Source organism: Methylocella tundrae (assembly GCF_901905185.1).
Lineage (GTDB): Bacteria > Pseudomonadota > Alphaproteobacteria > Rhizobiales > Beijerinckiaceae > Methylocapsa > Methylocapsa tundrae.
This window is the reverse complement of the sequence record NZ_CABFMQ020000002.1, coordinates 1-22,019: the sequence shown is the minus strand read 5'-3', so window position 1 is coordinate 22,019 and position 22,019 is coordinate 1. Positions and strand designations below refer to the sequence as shown.

Here is a 22,019-nt window from a genome sequence, read left to right as displayed (position 1 = left end):
CCCAAAGCCCAAAATTCTAGATGAAGTCGATTTGATCGCGCTCCAGCCTCAGGCAGGTCAGGCGCCCCGTGGCGTAGGCGCCCGTATCGATGTCGATGCGATTGCTCCGTACGTCAGGCTCCATGACAGGCGTGTGGCCGTGAACGATGATTTTTTCAAATAACTCCTCGTGCGAGAGAAATTCGTCCCTGATCCACAGCAGATCATCGTCGCGCTGCCGGGAGAGCGACGCCCCCGGCCGGATGCCGGCATGAACAAAAAAGAAGTCGCCACATGCGTAGGACAAAGGAAGGGAGCTGAGGAATTGATGGTGGCTTTTCGGCAGAGCGCGTTGCAGGCCTGCGGAGAGCTCGCCCTCTTCCTCCTCGTCCGGATTGAGGCTCGGCCTCAGGCCATAAGATAAGAGCGTCGTCAATCCGCCATATTGGCCCCAGGCGCGCAATATCGCCGGATTACGCAGAAATTCGAGAAGATAGAGCTCGTGGTTGCCTTTGAGGCAGACGGTCCGGTGCGCTTTTCCGCGATTGATCAACTGCGTCAGAACGTCCGAAGATTTCGGGCCGCGATCGATATAATCGCCGAGAAAGACCTGGATGGGATTGGCTATCGGATGCCTGAGCAGGTCTGCGTCGATTCGGACGAATGTCTGTTCGAGCAGGTCGGCGCGCCCATGAATGTCTCCAATTGCATAGATTCTGACCCCTTCGGGGACAGTGGGAGCCGCTGGCGCGGTTCCGATGAGGCGCGGTTTCCACATCAAAGCAATATTCGACATTCGATGACTTGAAGCGTCCATCAAGGCTTTGGCAAAGGCGGAGCCACGCTTGATCGGCGTTTTACGGACTTCTTGTTTACTTGTTAGGGCATTTTCCCGCCAAGGGATAGTCAGAACGGCTCAGCCTCTGCCACTTCGGAATAGGCTTCGAGCGCCTGCTCCAGCCATTTCTTGCCGTCCTGTTTTGGCGTCGTCCAGCGCGCCGCCGCTTCGAGCGCGAGAGGGCCGACGTCGCCCACTTCGGCTCGCCAGAGGCCGATGTCGGTCCGCGCCGCCGTCAGACTGGCCTCGTCATCATGCAGAACGCCAAGACAGGACTGGAGTTTATCAAGACCGCCAAGCAGCCGCTTCATGGGCTTGCGATCCGCGACGCCTGAGACGCCGACGAAAAACTGCGCCATGTAACGCAGCTTTTTCGCTGCGATTCGAACCGCGTGCTGCGCGCCCGCATCGAGTTCTGCGAGGTCACGCGCCTCTCGCAGCAGAGCCGCCAGCCGCTTTTTCAGCCGCCTGCGGATGAATTGGGCCACCGGCTCGAGATGGTGGCCGGAGGGACGGCGCCTCCACGCGCCGCAGTCGATCCATTCCGAGAAGTCGATGAGAAATATTCGCCAGCGCTCGGATTGCGCGGCCTCGCGCGCCGTCTCGCGCGCGGCGAGGCGTCTGCGTTCGAGCCATGTCGAGAAGTCATTGGCCGCGGCGGCGCTGGCCGCAAGAGAGGTCTCCGGCGCATTAGCGAGCATGATGTCGCGATCGCGCGCCTCCCCAAAAAGGCGCGCGAGCCTCCGCAATTCATCATTCATTCTTGCAAAGGCGTCGTCGCGCGCCATGGGTTTGAAGAGAGCAAGCGCCGCCCGCAGGCGCCGCAACGCGATTCGGCCCTGGTGAATAGCCTCGACAGGATCGGGACTGGATTTCGACGTCAGCACAGCCGCGTTGAGCATGAAATCATTCAAGCAAGCGCGGCAGATGGCGCTGAACGCCTGCTCTCCTGTCATATCGGCCTCAAGGCGAGGGCTCGATGCTTTCGCCGGATGGCCCCACAGGCCATCGACGAGCCTCTGGCCGCGCTCGGCCTTGCTGATCAAGCTCAAGTGGAGAGGAGCATGCGCCGTCAGTTCGCGCGCCAGGGTGAATAGCTCCTGTTTGTCGCCGCGCTTCAGTTCGAGCTCAAGCTCGGAAACGGGGAGCGCCTCCCGCTCGGCCCCCGCGCTTTTGATCCGGCCACGGTCGATCGCCACCTCGATCGCGGCGTTTCCCTCCGTAACCATAAAGGCGACGCGCTGGACGTCGACCTCGAACGTCGGACGCAGGCGCGCGCGGACAGCTTTATCGATTACATCGGCGAAAGGCGTTTCGTTGATCATCGTTCCGTCGGGCCGTGGGGGAGCGTCGGAGGGGTCCCAATTGATCCGCCGCTCCCATTCTCCCCGCTCGAGGAGTGCGCAGCCCTCCTGCTTGATCGTCTGGATCGAAACGTCGCCCGTTCGCCGAACGCGGAGCGCCAGGCCACGCTTCCAGAGATACTTTTCGGGCGTGTCGAAATAAATGGCGTGACTGCGCGCCGGCTGCGCGCCTTCGAGCTTATCGCGCAGGCCCGGCAAGGTTCGAAGCCTGGCGAGATCTGCTTCGTCGAAAACGAGTTTAAGTTCCATCTCGGGCATTGCGACCCCAATCTAGACCGTTCCTTTATCAACGACCCGCCCAACGGTCGAGGATTAAGACTTCCGTCGATGAGAACTCGCCCTCATTCCGCCAAGGAGCGGGCGAGCGCCGGTGAGATTCTGTGCCCCGCCGCCGGATTGGCGGGCGAGTCGCCGGGTCCGCGGCGTTTGCACAAGGCAAGACTTCCAATCCAACGTCAGCGACGCCGTTGCGGAAAAATGGCAAGACTTGGTCCATTTACGCAAATGGGTCTTGTAATAGAACCGCCGCTAAACTAAACAAAAGCAAGAAGCAGCCAGTTATACGTAGCACAGATAAGAAAATCATTAAATCATAATCTGTAATAAAATGTTGAAAATCGAAAATCGTCACTTATCCGCTGCTGTCTTGAACATTTCTGTTCATCAGGTATTCATGTGAACACGCTATAGTTGAATTAATATTCTGGCGTCGCGTAAACGTTTCAGCCTCTCAATAAATGCACTGTTCTGGGGCCGCTGGTCTTTTGCCTGAAGGCTCTCGATCTCCCCGATGCATGTTGAAATTTTGTCCCAAGAGGAATTTAGGTGAATAACAATGAACAATAGAATTATTGTTGATGTTCTCGTTGAGGCGAGCCGCCTTCTTGAAACAAAGGGCTGGAATAAATTTGCTATGGCGCGCAACGACCGTGGCGAAGCTGTCAATCTCGACAGCAGTGAGGCTTCCTGCTATTGCCTGTCCGGCGCTCTTTGCATGGCGTGGCGCGCGGTTGATCCTGCCAACGAAGAGTTTTATTTCAAATATTTTGAAAAGAAATTTTCGGATGTCTTGCGCGAAAGTCATGGCTTTGACGGGACTTTTACGCAATGGAACGACTCCGTCGCTACATCCCGCGACCATGTATTGAATGTAATTCAGTCGGTTATCACCTCGCTTCTTGACGAGGGCCCTTATAAAGAGAGCCCTCCGTTATCCCCCCGATTTTTGATAGAGCAAGAGAAGCGTTGGGCCTGACAGAAGTAAAGAGCTGCCGGCGTTCAGCGTCCGGCAGGGGCGAATTTTAGAGGCGCTTTCTGTTCCCCTGAAAGCGCTTTTTAGCTGTTGAATCCCCGTGGCCGTCACTGGCCAAAGGGTAGATCCATTTGATCCGGAGAGGCTGCGGCCTCTCTATCTTTTATGATGCGGGTCGCTTCGGGGAAGAATTGAGTCGTTGTTCTGACGGCGCCGACATAGCGCGAGAGAACGCATCGGCTCTTACATGCCGTCCTCAAGCGCGATTCCAACGTCAAATCCACGAATTCAAAGCGCTCAGGCGATCGCAATTTAGTGCAACGCCACCGAGCCTGAAACGCGAGCGAGGATGCTGGAGTGTGGAAGCCGATTTTCGGGCGACCTCCTCCAGCTCTCGCAACAGAGCAGGGCCCTTAGGGGCTCTGCTCCAGCTTCGGGCCTCTATTCAGCCCTATGATGCGGCGGCGCCGTGCCTATACTTGCAACGTGCCTATACTTGCAAGAGGAGAGCCACCAACTCGCCCTGGCGATGCGTCGCCGTTTTCGCGAAGATCGACTTTAGTTGATTTCGCGCGGTCTCACGCGAAATGTTGAGTTCCGCGGCCGCCGTGTCTGGACCTGCCCCGCGCGCTATGATGCAGGCGAGTTTCGCTTCAGACGGCGTCAGAGAAAATGTTCTCGCAAGAAGGGAGGCCGGCGGCCCGGGCCGCGGACCCAAAGCGTTCAGCGTCACGAGCGCCCGCACGTCTGCCGAGGGCCAGCGCGCGCCGCCGTCGATCGGCCAGATCCTCAAGAGAATCGGCAGACTGTCCTGACGCGGGACAATGATCGGTTCGACCACCGGGGCAATTTCCGCCGTCGCATATTCGAATTGATCCACATAAATGCGAAGCCTGTTTCGGGCTTCCGGATCACGTATGAAAAGGCGCCTTTGGCGCACCCTTATGTCGTTATTGAATAAGGAGGCCGCCGCCTCGTTAGCCTCGACGACAAAGCCGTCGAGATCAAGCAGGAGTGCCGGCTGAGATAAAATGTTCAGCGGGTCCGTCGAATTCCAACTGGAGCGGGATGATCTCGAGAGAATTGCAACTTCGGTAACTCGACGCGTGAATGCGGCGAGAACCCGCTTTTCTTCGCATTCAGAATCGATTTCATCCAAATATATTGCGAAAGGAGTCATAGCATCGCCAAATTTTTCAAATCTATGTTTCGCGTGCGCGTGATGAACGTCAGTTTTGAATGTGCATCCGCCACGACTTCGTGTTTGCAAAAAATTTAGATAAAAGACCTTCAAAGCCCTATTTTTTCCAGCGAGCAGAACGCGCGAGCTTTTTTGCTCTTCACTTTCTGTTCGTTGCCAACTACCCACTTAATGTTTTGTCGAACCTGCTAATGTGCGTTATCGCACGGGCGTGTGTCGGATTATGAAGATGAATAAATCGTTAGAAATAAAGGGTGATGAATTAAATATAATAACATCTGCCATATAGGACGGTCCTTGGCCGGCGAATTGGAGCTTGCGCCGGATTATCTACCGCCTATATACAAAGCTATATCACGTTTCTTTGTCCTTGCACAAATCGACTCTCTCATTTGAGCAATATTCCCTGCGTTGCTTGGCGTCCCGCCGACCGCGTCGCGAGAGCCAGGGCAAGACGGAAGCCATTTTGCATCCAAATAATAGATCAATTTTAGCGTCGCCCTGGGCGGATCTGTTTCTTACATCAACGCATTCTTACGCTGGCTGTCGTGAGGCCCGGGCCTGCGAGTGTGCGGGCTGGGCTTGAGCCGCGGGGATAAACGCCGTAAGTCCCGCTGGAGAGCATTTTCTCTCCGGGGCAGAAACCAGGTCGCCCCCATTGCGCGATCGAATGCGCTTACGCCGATTGGTTTCGGCGAGTGAGCGGTGAGGAGTTGTAGAATATGATTAGCGTGACTTTTCCGGATGGCGCTTCCCGCCACTTCGACGCTCACGTGACCGGACTGGATGTCGCGAAGAGCATTTCGCCTTCGCTCGCCAAGAAATCCGTCGCCGTGGTGATCGACGGCGCCTTGCGCGATCTCTCCGATCCCATTCCGGGCGGCGCGACGATCGAATTCGTTAGTCGTGACGATCCCCGCGCGCTGGAGCTCATCCGGCATGACGCCGCGCATGTGTTGGCGGAAGCCGTGCAGACGCTTTATCCGGGCACGCAGGTGACGATCGGCCCGGTTATCGAAAACGGCTTTTATTATGATTTCTTTCGGGAGGAGCCGTTCACGCCGGACGATTTCCCCGCCATTGAGAAGAAGATGGGCGAAATCATCGCCAGGGACAAGCCTTTCACCAAGGAGGTCTGGACGCGCGATCAGGCGAAGTCGTGGTTCGAGGCGCGCGGCGAAGCGTTCAAGGTCGAACTCGTCGACTCAATTCCGGGCGACGAAGACCTGAAAATCTATAGGCAGGGGGATTGGCTCGATCTCTGCCGCGGTCCGCATATGACCTCAACGGGTAAGGTCGGCGCCGCATTCAAGCTGATGAAGGTCGCCGGAGCCTATTGGCGCGGCGATTCGAAACGGCCGATGTTGCAGCGGATTTACGCGACCGCCTTCGCTTCGCAGGAGGAGCTCGCGGCCTATCTGAAGCAGATCGAAGAAGCCGAGAAGCGGGACCACCGGCGTCTTGGCCGCGAGATGGACCTGTTCCATTTCCAGGAGGAGGGGCCCGGAACAGTGTTCTGGCACCCGAAGGGCTGGACCCTGTTTCAGACGCTGATCGCCTATATGCGGCGGCGGCAGGAGGCGGCTGGCTATGTCGAGGTGAATACCCCGCAAGTGCTCGATCGCGCGCTCTGGGAAACCTCGGGGCACTGGCAGACCTATCGCGACAACATGTTCGTGACGCAAACCGAGGACGAGCGGATCTTCGCGCTGAAGCCGATGAATTGTCCGGGCCATGTACAGATTTTCAAGAATGGATTGAAGTCTTACCGTGATCTGCCATTGAAGCTGGCGGAGTTCGGCGTCGTGCATCGCTATGAGCCCTCCGGCGCGCTGCACGGCGTGATGAGGGTGCGCGCCTTCACGCAGGACGACGCCCATATATTCTGCACCGAAGATCAAATCATGGACGAGAGTTTGAAGGTGAATGACCTCATTCTCTCGATCTACGAAGATTTCGGCTTCGACGACATTGTGATCAAGCTTTCGACGCGCCCCGAGAAGCGCGTCGGCTCCGACGAAGCCTGGGACAAGGCGGAGGCGGCCCTTTCGCGAGTGCTGGAAGTCCTTGCAGCGCGTGGCGCCAGGACCGCCATTAATCCTGGAGAGGGCGCGTTCTACGGTCCAAAACTGGAATACACGTTACGTGACGCAATCGGCCGCGAATGGCAGTGCGGAACCATTCAGGTCGATTTCAATTTGCCCGGTCGGTTTGGCGCCTTCTACATTGACGCCGATAGCGAAAAGAAGACCCCTGTGATGATCCATCGCGCCATGTTTGGTTCGCTTGAGCGCTTCACCGGCATATTGATCGAGCATTTCGCAGGACATCTGCCGCTCTGGCTTGCGCCCCTGCAGATCGTCGTGGCGACCATTACAAAAGAGGCTGACGACTACGCGTATGAGGTGATCGCCGCGGCTCGCAAAAAGGGGCTGCGGGTGGAGGGAGATCTCCGTAATGAGAAAATCACTTACAAGGTGCGGGAGCATTCGCTCGCGAAGGTTCCGGTTCTGCTCGTCGTAGGCAAGCGCGAGAGCATTGACGGCGCAGTGTCGATCCGGCGGCTAGGCTCATCCGCGCAGACGACGGTTGCGCTCAGCGAGGCTGTCGAAGCGCTGGCCGAAGAAGCGTTGGCTCCCGATCTCCGGCGGGATCATTCGGATGTTGCGGCGCAAAAATTGCTTATAAACTTACTCAATTGAGGCTTGCGCCTCAAGACGGGTTCGTCAAAACATGTGTCCGCGGTTTTATTGTTCCTTTCGTAGCGCTCGATATCTCAGTTTCGTCGTTGCGAGAAGGACATGATGAAGACCTGCGGTTGAAAGAAGTGCTGGGAGCGCGCCCGCTTAAAGTTTACGTGAATATCCAATGTGCTCCTCCGCACAGAACTCTTTTTGGCGCGCGCCTAGCTTGGTTTTAGGTTGATTTTTCCAGTTTATTGTAGCTTAATGTTAATAAGCAACCTGCTGAACAGTGCGAGTCTAAAATGTACTTTAACCGCTTGAGTCAGATTGCGGAATCGGAGGTCGACGCTCGTACGTCGATTTCAGCTTCATCAAGGCTTCATGTATCCTACAAAAACATTGAGGTTATTGTCGGACTTGTTGACATTTTAGTAATTACCTTTGCGAGCGTATTTGGCGGGGCGCTCTACCAGCATTTTTGGTCCGGGCAAAATACAGCGATTGAAGTCAGCTTGGGAGTCGGTCTTTCAGAGGGGCTGCTCTACGCCTATGTCGCGAGTTCGCGGGGACTTTACCGGTTGCCCGTTCTGCTGTCGCCCTCACGCTATCTCGGCCGGATTTTTTTGACCTGGGCCATTGTCAGCCTTTTCGTCGCTATCTTCCTGGTGTTTCTCAAGGGCGACGCTCTGTTGCCGCATGGCTCAATCGTCGCCTCAGCTCTCTTGCAAATTTCGCTGCTGCTTCTTGCCCGCTGGTTTGCCGAGAAAACGTCGCGATCTTTAATGGCCAAGGGAAGCCTGCCCGGACGGAGGGTCGTCACGATCGGCGAGCCTTCCGAATTGATGAGATTGAGCACAGCCGTTCTTTTTCGCTATTTCGGCATGAATGAAGTGGTGCGCGTGTCATTGCCCGCCGCCAAGGCGTCATCACCGGACGACGTGCTTGTCGATCTCGACCGGGCGCTCCACGAAGCGCGCGAACGCGGCGTTGACGGATTTGTCCTGGCGCTCCGCTGGAGCAGCAAGGAACTTCTCGAAACCGTTCGGGAACGGTTGCGCGCGTCGCCGCTTCCCGCTCATCTGCTCCCGGACTATACGATCAGATCGGTATTGGGACGACGCGCCTTGTCGACCAATGGTCCCGAACTTAGCCTCGAAATTCAGCGCGCGCCGTTGACGACTATGGAAAGAGCGGTCAAGCGGACGCTGGATATCCTATGCGCTTCAATAGGAATCGTGCTTTTGACGCCGCTGTTTCTTTTGATCGCGGTTCTTATCAAGCTCGACAGCAAAGGGCCGGTGATCTTCAAGCAGCGGCGCAACGGATTTAACGCCAAGCAATTCGTCATTTTCAAGTTTCGCTCGATGACCGTCCAGGAAGACGGGGCCGTCGTGACGCAGGCGCGGCGCAATGATCGCCGGGTGACGAGGGTCGGCCAGTTTTTGCGCCGGTCAAGCCTTGATGAATTGCCCCAGCTCTTCAATGTGCTCATGGGCGACATGTCTCTGGTCGGGCCGCGTCCCCACGCACTGGCGCACGACAATGAATATAAGGTCCTGATCGCGAAATATGCATTTCGCCATCACGTTAAACCCGGCATGACCGGATGGGCCCAGGTCAATGGACTGCGGGGCGAAACCGGCCGTCTCGAGCAAATGGTGGAACGGGTCAAATTGGACCTCTGGTACGTCAATCATTGGTCGTTTGGGCTCGATATCAATATATTGATACGCACCTGCTTCGAGGTCTTGCGCAACCGCGCCTACTAATAAGCACTTTGATTGAATGAAAAGCATATCCGTTACGTGGGACGGCGTGCGATAAGGCAAAGGCCGGAGCCGAAGCTGTTTTCTGTCGTGCGCGGCGCGCGGCTGATTGTCGCAGCAGCCTCCCTGGAACGAACTCAATAAAGCGCGGGCAGGCGCACGGGCGTGCGAATCGGCCCGATCAATAGCCAGCCATCGGCGATGCGCAGAGGCAGCCGGGCCGCCTCGGCTTGCTGCTTTCCCTGCGCATGGCCGAGGAAATTCGTCAACAGGGAGCTTGCCGTCAGAACGCGAGGGTCAACTCCAAGGCGTCCAAGCACAGGATTCAGCCCCTCAAACGCTGTATCCAACTTGCCACGGGGACGGTGCGCCTCATCAAGATCAAGACTGCCGCGCGCGTCGAGTTTTGCGCTTCCGCTCGTCAGCAGCGCGGTTCTCACATCAAGACGGCCACCCTTTTCACGCCATCGCTCCATGTCCTCGAAGAGCGTTCCGGCGGTCGAAGAATCAATTTTTGTCACCGTTCCCGCGAGGATCGCGTCGAGTGGCGCGTCGAGGCCGAGCACATCGCTCATCGACGGAATTGCGACGCCATTCATGGCGATGTCGAAGTTCAAAGCGGCTTCGCCGTCAGGTCTCGGAGTTATCGAGACCTGCACCGTCTTGGCTCCCGAATTCAGCGCCCCAACGCCAATCATTGATCCCTTCAGCAGCATTTGATCGCCCTCGAGGGAAAAACGCGTCAACGCGTCGGGCGGTCCTTCTATCGTCAAATCGAGTTTCGCCCACTGCAGCGCGAGGTCGAGTTTTCCGTCTGGCGTCTTGCCGGTAAAGGGGCTCTCGAGCTGCGCCGTGAGGCGCTCTGGCCGCAGCACGGAGGACGATGCGCGAAACCCATGCAACGACCCTGTAAAATCGCCGCCAACGAGTTTGCCGCGAAACTGGAGGCCGGCGCAGCTCATTTCGATGTCGAGCGGATAACCGCCGATGTGGCGCTGAGGGCAGCTCCAAACGCGCCCGAGCGTGGCCTCGCGCGCGATCCAGGCAGTCACGACGGCGTCGGTTTGACGGGCCGCCGCATACCAAAACAGCGACCAGCCGGCTGCGGCCGCCCCCAATATCGTCAATACTATGAGCGCGAGAATGCTCGACGTCCGGCGGCGCCGTAGCGCCGCGCCTTTCATTGGCATATGCGCCTCCTTTGCGGGCAAACGAGCCGGGCTTTGGGGCGCGCGACAATCGATCAGCCGCGCCGCCGCGTGCGAGCAAAAGCGAAAGCGCCGAATCTTTTCGCGATGCGCTTCTTCGTTTATAGCGCGTCCTGGCAAGGAGCAAATTTGCTATGGCGGCCGCTGAGGATCTCTGGGTGTTCGGTTATGGCTCGCTGATGTGGCGGCCGGGGTTTCAATTCACCGAACGGCAGGGCGCGCTGGTGCGCGGCTATCATCGCGCGCTCTGCGTCTATTCACATGTTCATCGCGGCACCAGCGAGCGGCCGGGCCTCGTCCTTGGCCTCGATCGCGGCGGCTCGTGCAGGGGCGTCGCATTCCGCGTCGGCGCCTTGCAGGCCGCCGCGACGCTCGACTATCTGCGGGCGCGCGAACAGGTAACGTCGGTCTATCGCGAGATCGTCCTGCCGGCGATATTAGGGGATGGCCGCCAGATCGAGGCGGTCTGCTATGTCGCCGACCGGACGCATATTCAATATGCGGGACGTCTCGATCGCGAAGAGCTTCTGCGGCTGATCAATCAGGGCGTCGGCGTTTCAGGCCATAATTTCGACTATGTGAGAAATACGCACGCTCATCTGGCGGACCTCTCGATCCACGACGAAACGCTTGAATGGCTTGCGCGGCAGATGGGCGGATGAATTCAGCAGGCGCTTCCAGAAGGATGAGACCGCGAAACAAAAGGACGCTGATTACGACGTCATATCAACGATGACGGCGTGACGCGATTTTTCGTCCTTTGCAAGAAGGTGAACGTGCCACTCGCTGACGCCAGACCGTAGGGCTGCGCCAACGGCTTCGGCATCGCCGCAAAACTGTCCCTCCAGCCAGCGAAGATCAAGGACGGCGACGCGCCGCCTCTTGCCCCCGGCGTCGCGCGCGACAGCTACCGCGACGGCGCCGTCAAATTCAGGAAGGCCGCCGAGCACTTCGTTGGCAAGAACGGGAAAAACAGAGAAAATGTAACATTGTCCGGACGCGCCGCGCCATTTGTGGAAATGAGCCGCCAGGGAATCTCCCGCAAGGCAACGGAGCGGCGCATTTGGACCGAGGAGCCGACGTCGAAGCTCTCTTGGCGCTGGGGAGCCCGGCGCCTGGCGATCCACCGCGCGCTTCTCTCGAATTGACCGAAATCTGATGCTGCGCTGCGGAACTACTATGCCCATCGGCCTCGGGTCCCCTCATCACTGAAGGAACATAAATAGAACATGTCAAGATTTTGTCAACCATATCGCCCGAATGTTTCGCTTGGCCGCGTCCTTTTGACTCGCCCGCAGGCCTTGCCGGTCAGCCTGTCGCGCTGTTCGCTTGCGGCGGCAGTACGGTCCTCAGGGATGGATCGGCGGCGATCGATTCATCGATGAGCCTTGCCGTGGCGGTTTCGATTCGCGCTTGTAAGGCGCGCATGAAATTCTGCTTGTCCGTGTCGGGGGCCAGCGGGGGGAGGAATTCGATGACGACGCGCCCCGGCCGCCGCAGAATGCCCCGGCGCGGCCAGAACAGGCCGGAATTCAAGGCGACAGGCACGCATATGGCGCCGGTGGACAGGCATAAATGGGCGACGCCCGCTTTATAGTCGGGCGGGGCCCCCACGGCCTTGCGAGTGCCCTCAGGGAAGATAAAGACCTGCCGCTCCTCGGCGATGGCCTGACGCACCTGCCGCGTCAGGTCGGCAAGAGCCTGCCCGCGCTTCGCGCGTTCAATGCCAATCTGCTCGGCGCCTTTTAGATACCAGCCGAAAAAGGGGATCGACATCAATTCGCGCTTCAACACAAATGTGAAGTCGCCCATCTGCGTGGTCAGCGCGAAGGTCTCGAGAGCGGAGTGATGTTTCGCGGCAATAATGCAGGCGCCTGAGGGAAGATTGTGAAGCCCCCTGAACTCGACCGTGGTTCCGCAAATCCATTTGAGCAGCCACAAAGAGTTGCGCGACCAGATCCGCGCGAGTTCCTGAACGGCGGCGCGCTTCATCAACAGAGTAGGCAGGCCCAAGAACGCAAGAACGGTTATATTCGCGTAGAATAGAACATTGAAGAGCAAGGAGCGGATGACTGTCATTCGTTTGTCTGATCTTGTTCCATTTTGGCGAAGCCCGCATCGAGCACGCGCGGTTCAGGATCGCGCCTTCATCCGCCGGCTGGCAGACCCGGCATTGCGAATCGCTAGGCGCGCGCTTCTGAGCCGCATTGAGGACTAGCTGCGCTTGCATTTTGAGCGGAATTCCTTGCGCGCTTTGCCGTGCAGACCTTTGGCGTCGGCCTGGTCGGAGCATTCCTTGGCTTTGGCCTTCTTCGCGGCGTCGGAGGCCGCCGGCTTTGCAGCGGCAGCCGCAGGCGCAGCGGCGGGGGCCTGCTGCTGCGCGAAGCTGATGTTTGCGAAGGACAGCACGAGCGCGCTGGCGATGATCCATGAAAAAGCGTTCTTCATACACGCACCCTCCAAAACCGACGCGATTGATCTTGGCTTCAGCGTCAACCGCGGCGCGACCTTATCTCTGCCGAGGGGCCGAACCAAGGCGAAAAGCTCAAGCCTTCAATTCGCAGTGCTCAAAAATGAACTTTACATATAAAGATATCTGCATATATATCGAAGAATGAATTGCCAGGACGGCTTACGATGCCTCAGTCTCAACATGCGCCTTTCGACGTCATTCTCAACGGCTTGACCGCCGCTGGAGAGGCGACGCGGTTGCGCCTCCTTGCGCTCCTTGCCGAAGCCGAACTGACCGTGAGCGAACTTGTAACGATCCTCGGGCAATCCCAGCCGCGCGTTTCGCGTCATTTGAAGCTGCTCGCGGAAGCCGGACTTGTCGAGCGTCACCGTGAGGGATCCTGGGTTTTCTTTTTCATGAGCCAGAGCGGTCAGGCCGCCGGATTCGCGCGCGATATCGTTGCGCGCCTCGCGCCCGGCGACGCCCACCTTCTTGCCGATCGCGCCCGGCTCGCGGAGGTGCGCCAGGCGCGCGCGGAGCAGGCGGCCCGGTACTTCGCCTCGCATGCCGCCAACTGGGATGAGGTGCGCGCCATGCATTTGCCGGAAGAACGCGTCGAGGCTGCGATCCTCGAGGCGGTCGGAACCGGCCCGTTCAACGCGGCGCTGGATCTCGGCACGGGCGCCGGCCGCATGCTCGAAATTCTGGCGCCGCTTGCGACGCGCGCGGTCGGCGTCGATCAGTCGCCGCAAATGCTCAGCGTCGCCAGGGCGCGTCTTGAGCGGATCGGACTGCGCAACGCCCAATTGCGTCAGGGCGACATTTATGCGTTGCCAGTCGAACCGGATTTCTATGATCTCGTCGTCATGCACCAGGTTCTGCATTATCTCGATGATCCTTTGCGCGCTATTCGTGAAGCGACGCGGGCGTTGCGGCCAGGCGGGCGGCTCGTCATCGTCGATTTCGCTCCCCATGAAGAAGAGAGCCTGCGTTCCGTCCATGCGCATCGCCGCCTCGGCTTTACCGCCGAGGAAGTCGCCGGATATATGACGGCGGCGGGGCTCGAAGTTTCGATGCGGCGCGATCTGGCGCCCGAGCCGGGCGAGGGCGGCAAACTCACCGTTTCCCTGTGGCTCGGCCGCGACCGCCGCGTCATCGCTGATCCTCTTCCTTTAACTGCGCGAGAAGTCGCATGAGCGAAAATGCAAGCTGTGACCTGCCGCGCGCAAGCCGCACGCATCAGCCTGACATCCGGGTGTCCTTTGAGTTCTTCCCGCCAAAGACCGTCGCGATGGAGGCGCTTCTTTGGGAGTCGATCAACCGGCTCGCGCCGCTTGGACCGAGTTTCGTCTCTGTGACCTATGGCGCGGGCGGATCGACCCGCGAACGCACCCATTCGACGGTCGCGCGCCTCGCCAAAGAGGGGGTTGTGAAGCCGGCCGCTCATCTCACCTGCGTCGCGGCGGCGCGCAAGGAGATCGACTCCATCGTACAGGGCTATTGGGACGCCGGCGTCCGCCATATCGTGGCGCTGCGCGGCGACCCGCAGGAAGGCGTCGGAACCAAATACTGCCCCCACCCCGAAGGATACGAAAGCTCCTGCGCGCTTGTCGCCGGCATCAAGCGGATCGCCGATTTCGAAGTTTCGGTGTCCGCCTATCCGGAGCGGCACCCGGAAAGCCTCTCGCTCGAAGCGGATCTCGATTTCATGCGCGCAAAGGTCGACGCGGGCGCGAACCGTGCGATCACCCAGTTCTTTTTCGAAAACGAAATTTACCTGCGCTATCGCGACAGGCTGCAAGAGCGTGGCGTCGATATTCCGATCGTGCCCGGCATCATGCCGATGCAGAATTTCAAGCAGACGGCGGGCTTCGCCAGGAAGGCGGGCGCCAGCGTACCGCAATGGCTCGCCGACCGCTTCGAGGGATTGGATGATGACCCTCAGACAAGGCGTCTCGTCGCCGCCACGGTCGCGGCGGAGCAGGTGCTCAATCTCGTCGATCACGGCGTCCGCGATTTTCATTTCTACACCAACAATCGCGCCGATCTCGTCTATGCGATCTGCCACCTTCTGGGGCTTCGGCCAAAACTCGAACAAAAGGCCGCCTGAATGACTCATGGTTTCAATGGCGAGGCGACCCGCAACGCCTTCCTCGACGCCGCGCGGAAAAGGATCCTGGTGCTGGACGGCGCCATGGGCACAATGATTCAGCAGCGCAAATTCACCGAGGAGCAGTTTCGCGGCGAGCGCTTCAAGGATTGGCCGAGCGACCTTCGCGGCAACAACGACCTCTTGTGCCTGACCCAGCCCGAGGCGATCGAGGCTATTCATCACGCCTATATCGAGGCGGGCGCGGACATTATCGCGACCAACACATTCAATTCGACGCGCATTTCGCAAGCCGACTACGGCATGGAATCGCTTGTGCGCGAACTGAACTTCGAGGCGGCGCGTCTCTGCCGCGCGGCGGCCGACGCCGTCGGGCGCAAGGACGGCCGGCGCCGCTTTGTCGCTGGCGCGCTGGGCCCGACGAGCCGCACAGCCTCGATCTCGCCCGACGTCAACAATCCCGGCTTTCGCGCGGTCACCTTCGATGAATTGCGCGAGGCCTATGCTGAATCCGCGACGGCTCTCATCGAAGGCGGCGCGGATATTTTGATCGTCGAGACGATCTTCGACACATTGAACGCGAAGGCGGCGCTGGCCGGCGTCAATGACGCCTTCAAGGCGCTCGGCGTCGAGACGCCTGTAATGATCTCGGGCACGATCACCGACCTTTCCGGCCGCACATTGTCCGGCCAGACGCCGACGGCTTTCTGGCACTCGTTGCGCCATGCCAATCCTTTGACGATCGGCCTCAATTGCGCGCTCGGCGCGCGCGAGATGCGCGCGCATCTCGCCGAACTTTCGCGCATCGCCGATACCCTCGTCTGCGCCTATCCCAACGCCGGCCTGCCCAATGAATTCGGCCTTTATGACGAGAGCCCAGAATATATGGCGGGCCTCATTGGCGAGTTCGCCGAAGCGGGTCTCGTCAATGTGGTCGGCGGCTGTTGCGGCACGACGCCCGCGCATATTCACGCCATCGCGCAACGCGTGAAGGACGTTCCACCGCGCGAGGTTCCTTATATCGCGCCTTTGCTGCGCTTGTCGGGGCTCGAGCCTTTCACGCTGACGCCCGAAATCCCTTTCGTCAATGTGGGCGAGCGCACCAATGTCACCGGCTCGGCGAAATTCCGCAGGCTGATCAAAGAGGGCGATTTTTCAGCCGCGCTCGACGTCGCGCGCGATCAGGTTGCGATGGGCGCCCAGATCATCGACGTCAACATGGACGAAGGCCTGCTCGATTCCGAAAAGGCGATGGTCGAATTCTTGAATCTTGTCGCAGCCGAGCCCGATATCGCGCGCGTGCCGGTGATGATCGACTCATCCAAGTTCTCTGTCATCGAGGCCGGCCTCAAATGCGTGCAGGGCAAGGCCGTCGTCAATTCCATTTCAATGAAGGAAGGCGTCGAGAAATTCATCCATGACGCCCGCATCGTGCGCAGCTATGGCGCCGCTGTCGTCGTCATGGCTTTCGATGAAAAAGGTCAGGCCGACACCTTCGAGCGCAAGGTCGAGATATGCTCCGCGGCATATAAAATTCTGACCGGGGACGTCGGCTTCCCGGGCGAAGACATCATCTTCGATCCGAACGTCTTCGCCATCGCGACGGGCATCGAAGAGCACAATAATTACGGCGTCGATTTCATCGAGGCGGCGCGGGAAATCCGCAAGCGTTTTCCGCTCGTGCATATTTCGGGCGGCGTCTCCAATCTCTCTTTCTCGTTTCGCGGCAATGAGCCCGTGCGCGAGGCGATGCATTCGGTGTTTCTCTATCATGCCATCAAGGCCGGCATGGATATGGGCATCGTCAACGCGGGCCAGCTCGCGGTCTATGCCGAGATCGAACCGGGGCTGCGCGAGGCCTGCGAGGACGTCATCCTGAATCGTCGCGCGGATGCAACGGAGCGTTTGCTTGCGCTCGCCGAAGGCTTCAAGGGGCAAGGAGGCGCCGAGCGATTTGAGAAGGATCTTGCCTGGCGCGATGAGCCGGTGGGCAAGCGTCTCGAACATGCGCTCGTGAACGGCATAACGGAGTACATTGACCGCGACGTCGAGGAGGCGCGCGCGGCCAGCGTGCGGCCTCTCGACGTGATCGAAGGCCCGCTGATGGCGGGCATGAATGTCGTCGGCGATCTTTTTGGCGCGGGCAAGATGTTCCTGCCGCAGGTCGTCAAATCCGCGCGTGTGATGAAGCAGGCGGTTGCTTATCTCTTGCCTTACATGGATGAAGAAAAGCGCCTGAACGGCGGCGGTGAACGCTCGACGGCGGGCAGGATATTGATGGCGACGGTCAAGGGCGACGTGCACGATATCGGCAAGAATATCGTCGGCGTCGTGCTCGCCTGCAACAATTATGAGATCATTGATCTTGGCGTCATGGTCCCGGCCGCGAAAATTCTGGCGACCGCCCGCGCGGAGAAAGTCGACGCCATCGGCTTGTCCGGCCTCATCACGCCCTCGCTCGACGAGATGTGCTTCGTCGCCGCGGAGATGGAGCGCGAAGGGTTCGATTTACCTCTCCTGATCGGCGGCGCGACGACGAGCCGCGTCCATACCGCGGTCAAGATTCATCCCAATTACACGCGCGGCCAGGCGGTCTATGTCAATGACGCGAGCCGGGCTGTCGGCGTCGTGCAGTCGCTGCTCTCGAAAACCACGCGCGACGAGACCATCGCCGGCGTGCGGGCCGAATATAAAAAGGTCGCGGAGGCGCATCAACGGTCGGAAGCAGAGAAGCAGCGCCTGCCGATCGCCAGGGCCCGCGCCAATGCGATGAAGCTCAACTGGCCGGATTACGCGCCGCCGCGGCCGGCGTTTACCGGGACGCGCGTGTTCCGCGCCTATGATGTCGCCGAGCTCATTCCCTATATCGACTGGACGCCCTTTTTCCAGACCTGGGAATTGCGCGGCCGCTATCCCTTGATCCTCGATGATCCGAAACAGGGCGAAGCGGCAAGGCAGCTTTTCGACGACGCGCAGGCCATGCTGAAGCGCATCGTCACAGAGCGTTGGTTCGATCCGAAAGCGGTGATCGGCTTCTGGCCGGCGGCCGCGATCGGCGACGACATCACGCTCTATACGGGCGAGTCCCGCACGGAAAAGCTCGCAACTTTCCATACGTTGCGCCAGCAATTGTTGCGGCGCGACGGCAAGCCCAATCTGGCCCTCGCCGATTTCATCGCGCCGCACGACAGCGGCAAAGCCGATTACATCGGCGCTTTCGTCGTCACCTCCGGCGCGCAGGAAGGCAAGATCGCTGATCGATTCGCCAAGGCCAACGACGATTATGGCTCGATTCTGGTGAAGGCGCTCGCCGACCGCATCGCCGAGGCGCTGGCCGAGCGGATGCATGAACGCGTGCGGCGCGAGTTCTGGGCCTATGCCACGGACGAGGATTTGACCGAAGAGGCGCGGCTGCGGGAAGAGTATCGCGGCATCCGCCCGGCGCCGGGCTATCCGGCCCAGCCCGATCATACCGAAAAGGCGACGCTGTTCGACCTGCTCGCCGCTGAAAGACGGATCGGCGTTTCGCTGACGGAAAGCTACGCCATGTGGCCTGGCGCCTCGGTTTCGGGACTCTATTTCGCGCATCCGCAAGCGCATTATTTCGGGGTGGCGAAGATCGAGCGCGATCAGGTCGAGGATTATGCCCGCCGCAAGGGCATGAAGATTTCCGAGGTCGAGCGCTGGCTCGCGCCGATCCTGAATTACGTTCCGGCGACCCTGGCCGAGGCCGCGGCGGCGGAGTAGCACGACGCGTCGGCGCTACCCTTGAGGTCGCGCCGCCAGCAATTTGCGCAAAGTGACGATGGTCGAAAAATCGGCCGTCCCGTCAACCAGCGCCGGCCTGAAATGGCGCTGGAAGGCGCGGACGACCAATTGCGTCTTCCTGTCATAGACGCCGCTGAAATCGATCCCATAGCCATAGCGCGCCAGCAAGGATTGCAGCTCTTCGACATCGGCGCCGCTGGCGTCCTGTTCGAGCCGCGGGCCGTCCGCGATCGGGCAGGGAGCGACGTAATGGCCAACGCCTGCTTTGGCGAGCTGCGCCCAGGGAAAAAACTCGCCGGGATCGATCTTCCGATCGGGGGCGATGTCCGAATGCGCGAGCACTCTTTGCGGCGTGATCCGCCACCGCCCCACGATATCGAGGCAGAGGGCCGTGACGGTTGCGATCTGCGCCTCGGGATAGGGAAAGGCGGCGGCGCCGTCCTTATGGCCCGGATGCGCGATCTCGACGCCGATCGAAATATCGTTCATGTCGGTTTCGCCGGCCCATGAGCCTTTGCCGGCGTGCCAGGCCCTGCGCGTCTCGGGGACGAGCTGCCAAAGGGCGCCGTCCGGCATCACGACATAATGAGCCGAGACCTGCGTTGCGGGATCACAGAGCAGACGTACGGCGGCCTCGCCGGTCGCCACCCCGGTATAGTGAAGAATGAGCGAATCGGGCGTGCGTCCGCCTTTGCGCTCACCGTGGTTTGGCGAGGAGCAAAACGCCGCTGGCAAAGCTGTGTCCGTTTTAATAGCCGTAATATCCCTGGCAGAAGGCGTTGCCGTAGGGGTCGTAGACGACCCGCGCGCAAGCGCGCGGCGGCGGCGGCGGCGGATAATAACCGGGCGGCGGCGGCGGCGGATTTGCTGGACGGGTGTTAGCGCCAACGATCGCGCCTGTCGCCGCTCCGAGCGCCCCGCCGACGAGCGCCGCCCCGACTCCCCCGCCTGTGGCCGCGCCGATCGCAGCGCCCGTGGCGCCGCCAATGGCCGCGCCGCTTCCGGCCCGCTGTTCAGGCGTATAGCCGCATCCCGCAAGCGCGAGCGAAGTTGCGAGAAAGACAGTCGGCAGGAAAATTTTCTTCATTGCAGATCCTAGCATCGCCTGGGGCCTCGCGCCAAAAAATCGAGACTGCCCCGGGAGGTCAAGTTAGAACTGGGCGCCGTTAAGATTTTCCTTCGATTGCGATTTTTTCGACACAGATCAGGGAGGAGGAACCAAAGCGATTGCGCGGCCTCCATTGACTGGCCGCCTCTTCACGCCTATGTGGCAAGCGCCAGCCGGCCGGATGGCCGCCGCCTTAGGGCGGAGGAAAGTCCGGGCTCCACAGAGAAACGGTGCCGGATAACGTCCGGCGGGGGAGACCCCAGGGAAAGCGCCACAGAAAATAAACCGCCATCCGGCCCTGCGCCGGCGGCAAGGGTGAAACGGTGCGGTAAGAGCGCACCGCGCGCATGGCGACATGAGCGGCACGGCAAGCCCCACCGGGAGCAAGACCGAATAGGGGCGACGCGAGGTCCTAAAAAACCTTAGATCCGTCTCTGGATCGTCGCCCGGGTTGGTTGCTCGAGGCGGCTGGCGACGGCCGCCCCAGAGGAATGGCCATCACGCGTCGCGGGTTTCCCGCGCGCCATACAGAACCCGGCTTACAGGCCGGCTGGCAGCATCAAATGGAAGCAGCGCAGGGCGCGGCTCGCCGCCGCGCCCTTCGTACATTCTATCCGAGGCGGCCCGAGGCATGGGCAAGCATCGTGTAGACCATGCCGGTCTCCGAATTCAGATAGGTCTGCGTGGCCGATTCATCGGCGTTGTCGCGGTTCAGCTCGGCGAGCAGACGCTCGAATTCCTGCACATAGCGGTCGATTGTGGCATGGAACTCCGGATCGAGCCGATAGCGCCGGCGCACCTCGTCGAAGGTTTGCGCGCCGCGGCCGAGATAGATGCGGCGCGAGAAAGCGTTGGCCTCGCCGCGGCGATAGCGCTCCCAGGCCTCGGCGGCCGCGTCAGGGTCGATCATGCTGGCGACGTCGAGCGAGATGGCGTCGAGCGGCTGGCCCGCCTGCTGCGGTCTCGCGCCGACGCCTTTCGGTTTGATGTCCCTCATGATGCGCATCGCTGGCGCTTGCTGCGCCGTCTCCTGCGGCAGATCCGCGGCGCTGATCCTCAAGGCCTCCCGCGTCGCCGCGAGTTCGCTCTGCCACTCCCGGGAAATCTGACCTAGCTCTAAAGCTGTCGTCCGGAAGCCTTCTGAGGCTTTGCCGATGATGCCTTTAATTTCAATATTGGTCTCCTCGAAGGCAACGTGTATCCCCGCAAAGATGCGTTCGCATTCCTGCGCGATATAGACGCGGATTTCAGCCAATTGCTGGTTGACCATGCCGCCCAACTCCAGCAAGTCCGTATCGAGCAGAGGTGCAGCGTGACGAATTCCTAGGGATACGCCCGGAGCTTCGGTTGCTTCGTTCAACGGGGCTGCCGTCTCTCCGAGCGACAGTTCGAGTTGGTCAATCTCAATTCCCAGTTTCTCCCACAACCGGTCGATCAATAGCGAGCGCAATTGCGCGATCCGACCTTTGATTTTGCCGATTAGAAAACTCTGCGTTGCAAGCTCTTGTCTCGCTGCTGTCAGTCTGGTTTCAGCGATTAACCGGGCCCGGCGTTCATATTGCAGTTGTGTTTCCTGCTCAGCTATCAAACAACGTAGTGGTTCCGCATAATCTGGCGATGGTGGAACAAAATCCGGCATGAACGAAACACTCTCAGCGTCTGCAAAGGCGTGGGCTAACCTCCAAGGCCGTTCAGCCTGCCCGAGGCATGGGCAAGCATCGTGTAGACCATGCCGGTCTCGGAATTCAGATAGGTCTGCGTCGCCGTTTCATCGGCGTTGTCGCGATTCAGCTCCAAGATCAGGCGTTCGAATTCTTGTACATAGCGGTCGACCGTCGCATGGAACTCGGGGTTTAGCCGGTAGCGCCGGCGGATATCCTCGAAAGTCTGCACGCCCCGGCCGATATAGATCCGGTGCGAGAAAGCGTTGGCCTCGCCGCGGCGATAGCGCTCCCACGCCTCGGCGGCCGCGTCAGGGTCGATCATGCTGGCGACGTCGAGCGAGATGGCGTCGAGCGGCTGACCCGCCTGCTGCGGTCTCGCGCCGACGCCTTTCGGTTTGATGTCCCTCATGATGCGCGGCGGCGCCTCCGGCTCGTCGGTCGAGGCGCGCGCGAGCAGATCGGACAGCCATCCGCCGCGTTCCGGAGTCGGTGCTCCCTCCGGGCGGGACGGCGCCGCCGGGGACGCTTGCGGGCGGCGGGGCTCCGCCGTCTGGGGCGCCTCGAGCGCGCGGGCGGGTTCCGCCGGCCGAGCCCTGTCTCTTATACACCTCTCACGCTCCCCCCC

General features: G+C 60.0%; 17 protein-coding genes and 1 other RNA gene. 8 read left to right on the top strand and 10 right to left on the bottom strand.

Translation table 11 applies throughout. The annotated features are described in order from the left end of the window. Nucleotides 1-16: 16 nt before the first annotated feature. A complete protein-coding gene (locus MPC4_RS02410; RefSeq protein WP_244628805.1) occupies nt 17-775 on the bottom strand; it encodes a metallophosphoesterase in 759 nt (252 codons plus the stop codon). Between the two features lie 110 nt (nt 776-885). Beyond that, on the bottom strand, nt 886-2,439 hold the full coding sequence (locus MPC4_RS02405) for a CYTH and CHAD domain-containing protein (protein ID WP_174511110.1): 1,554 nt from the start codon (nt 2,437-2,439) through the stop codon (nt 886-888). A 577-nt stretch (nt 2,440-3,016) separates the two neighbouring features. Here MPC4_RS02405 and MPC4_RS02400 point away from each other — a divergent pair. Next, entirely contained in the window at nt 3,017-3,436 is a 420-nt protein-coding gene (locus tag MPC4_RS02400) for a DUF6197 family protein (RefSeq protein ID WP_134488710.1), read from the top strand. 487 nt (nt 3,437-3,923) lie between these two features. On the opposite strand, the gene MPC4_RS02395 is transcribed toward MPC4_RS02400, so the two are convergent. After that, nucleotides 3,924-4,592: a helix-turn-helix transcriptional regulator gene (locus tag MPC4_RS02395; RefSeq protein ID WP_174511109.1), complete on the bottom strand. Its 669-nt coding sequence runs from the start codon at nt 4,590-4,592 to the stop codon at nt 3,924-3,926. A 764-nt stretch (nt 4,593-5,356) separates the two neighbouring features. On the opposite strand from MPC4_RS02395, the gene thrS reads away from it, so the two are divergent. Beyond that, the gene (gene thrS, locus MPC4_RS02390) at nt 5,357-7,336 is read left to right on the top strand and encodes a threonine--tRNA ligase (RefSeq protein ID WP_174511108.1); all 1,980 of its coding nucleotides are present in this window, start codon (nt 5,357-5,359) and stop codon (nt 7,334-7,336) included. A gap of 284 nt (nt 7,337-7,620) precedes the next feature. Continuing rightward, nucleotides 7,621-9,087, top strand: coding sequence for an undecaprenyl-phosphate glucose phosphotransferase (locus MPC4_RS02385; RefSeq protein ID WP_174511107.1), 1,467 nt, complete (start codon nt 7,621-7,623; stop codon nt 9,085-9,087). Between the two features lie 134 nt (nt 9,088-9,221). Here the strand turns inward: MPC4_RS02385 and MPC4_RS02380 are convergent, their stop codons facing one another. Next, a complete protein-coding gene (locus MPC4_RS02380; RefSeq protein ID WP_174511106.1) occupies nt 9,222-10,274 on the bottom strand; it encodes a DUF2125 domain-containing protein in 1,053 nt (350 codons plus the stop codon). 152 nt (nt 10,275-10,426) lie between these two features. On the opposite strand from MPC4_RS02380, the gene MPC4_RS02375 reads away from it, so the two are divergent. Then, nucleotides 10,427-10,954, top strand: a complete 528-nt coding sequence (locus tag MPC4_RS02375; RefSeq protein ID WP_174511105.1) for a gamma-glutamylcyclotransferase — start codon at nt 10,427-10,429, stop codon at nt 10,952-10,954. A gap of 646 nt (nt 10,955-11,600) precedes the next feature. Here MPC4_RS02375 and MPC4_RS02370 read toward each other — a convergent pair. Both MPC4_RS02370 and MPC4_RS02365 read right to left on the bottom strand, forming a co-directional pair. Continuing rightward, nucleotides 11,601-12,371, bottom strand: a complete 771-nt coding sequence (locus MPC4_RS02370) for a lysophospholipid acyltransferase family protein (protein WP_174511104.1) — start codon at nt 12,369-12,371, stop codon at nt 11,601-11,603. Nucleotides 12,372-12,506: 135 nt separating this feature from the next. Next, nucleotides 12,507-12,740, bottom strand: a complete 234-nt coding sequence (locus MPC4_RS02365) for a PsiF family protein (RefSeq protein WP_134488694.1) — start codon at nt 12,738-12,740, stop codon at nt 12,507-12,509. A 189-nt stretch (nt 12,741-12,929) separates the two neighbouring features. On the opposite strand from MPC4_RS02365, the gene MPC4_RS02360 reads away from it, so the two are divergent. Genes MPC4_RS02360 through metH form a run of 3 tightly spaced genes read left to right on the top strand, consistent with a single transcriptional unit; the run spans nt 12,930 to nt 18,601 of the window. Beyond that, nucleotides 12,930-13,940, top strand: coding sequence for a metalloregulator ArsR/SmtB family transcription factor (locus MPC4_RS02360; RefSeq protein WP_174511103.1), 1,011 nt, complete (start codon nt 12,930-12,932; stop codon nt 13,938-13,940). Then, on the top strand, nt 13,937-14,854 hold the full coding sequence (gene metF / locus MPC4_RS02355; RefSeq protein WP_174511102.1) for a methylenetetrahydrofolate reductase [NAD(P)H]: 918 nt from the start codon (nt 13,937-13,939) through the stop codon (nt 14,852-14,854). The genes MPC4_RS02360 and metF overlap by 4 nt, the downstream gene beginning before the upstream one ends. Then, nucleotides 14,855-18,601 carry a methionine synthase gene (gene metH / locus MPC4_RS02350; protein ID WP_174511101.1) on the top strand — a complete coding sequence of 1,249 codons (3,747 nt, stop codon included), beginning with the start codon at nt 14,855-14,857 and terminating at the stop codon, nt 18,599-18,601. A 15-nt stretch (nt 18,602-18,616) separates the two neighbouring features. On the opposite strand, the gene MPC4_RS02345 is transcribed toward metH, so the two are convergent. Further along, the gene (locus tag MPC4_RS02345; RefSeq protein ID WP_244628804.1) at nt 18,617-19,357 is read right to left on the bottom strand and encodes an N-acetylmuramoyl-L-alanine amidase; all 741 of its coding nucleotides are present in this window, start codon (nt 19,355-19,357) and stop codon (nt 18,617-18,619) included. A 13-nt stretch (nt 19,358-19,370) separates the two neighbouring features. Further along, nucleotides 19,371-19,709, bottom strand: coding sequence for an LptM family lipoprotein (locus tag MPC4_RS02340; RefSeq protein WP_134488692.1), 339 nt, complete (start codon nt 19,707-19,709; stop codon nt 19,371-19,373). 190 nt (nt 19,710-19,899) lie between these two features. Between MPC4_RS02340 and rnpB the strand changes: the two genes are divergently transcribed. Next, an RNA gene (gene rnpB / locus MPC4_RS02335) (RNase P RNA component class A) lies at nt 19,900-20,288 on the top strand. Between the two features lie 52 nt (nt 20,289-20,340). On the opposite strand, the gene MPC4_RS02330 is transcribed toward rnpB, so the two are convergent. Continuing rightward, a complete protein-coding gene (locus MPC4_RS02330) occupies nt 20,341-21,369 on the bottom strand; it encodes a hypothetical protein (RefSeq protein WP_174511100.1) in 1,029 nt (342 codons plus the stop codon). A 35-nt stretch (nt 21,370-21,404) separates the two neighbouring features. Continuing rightward, the coding region (locus MPC4_RS20845) for a hypothetical protein (RefSeq protein ID WP_210253574.1) at nt 21,405-22,019 on the bottom strand (615 nt) is incomplete at its 5' end.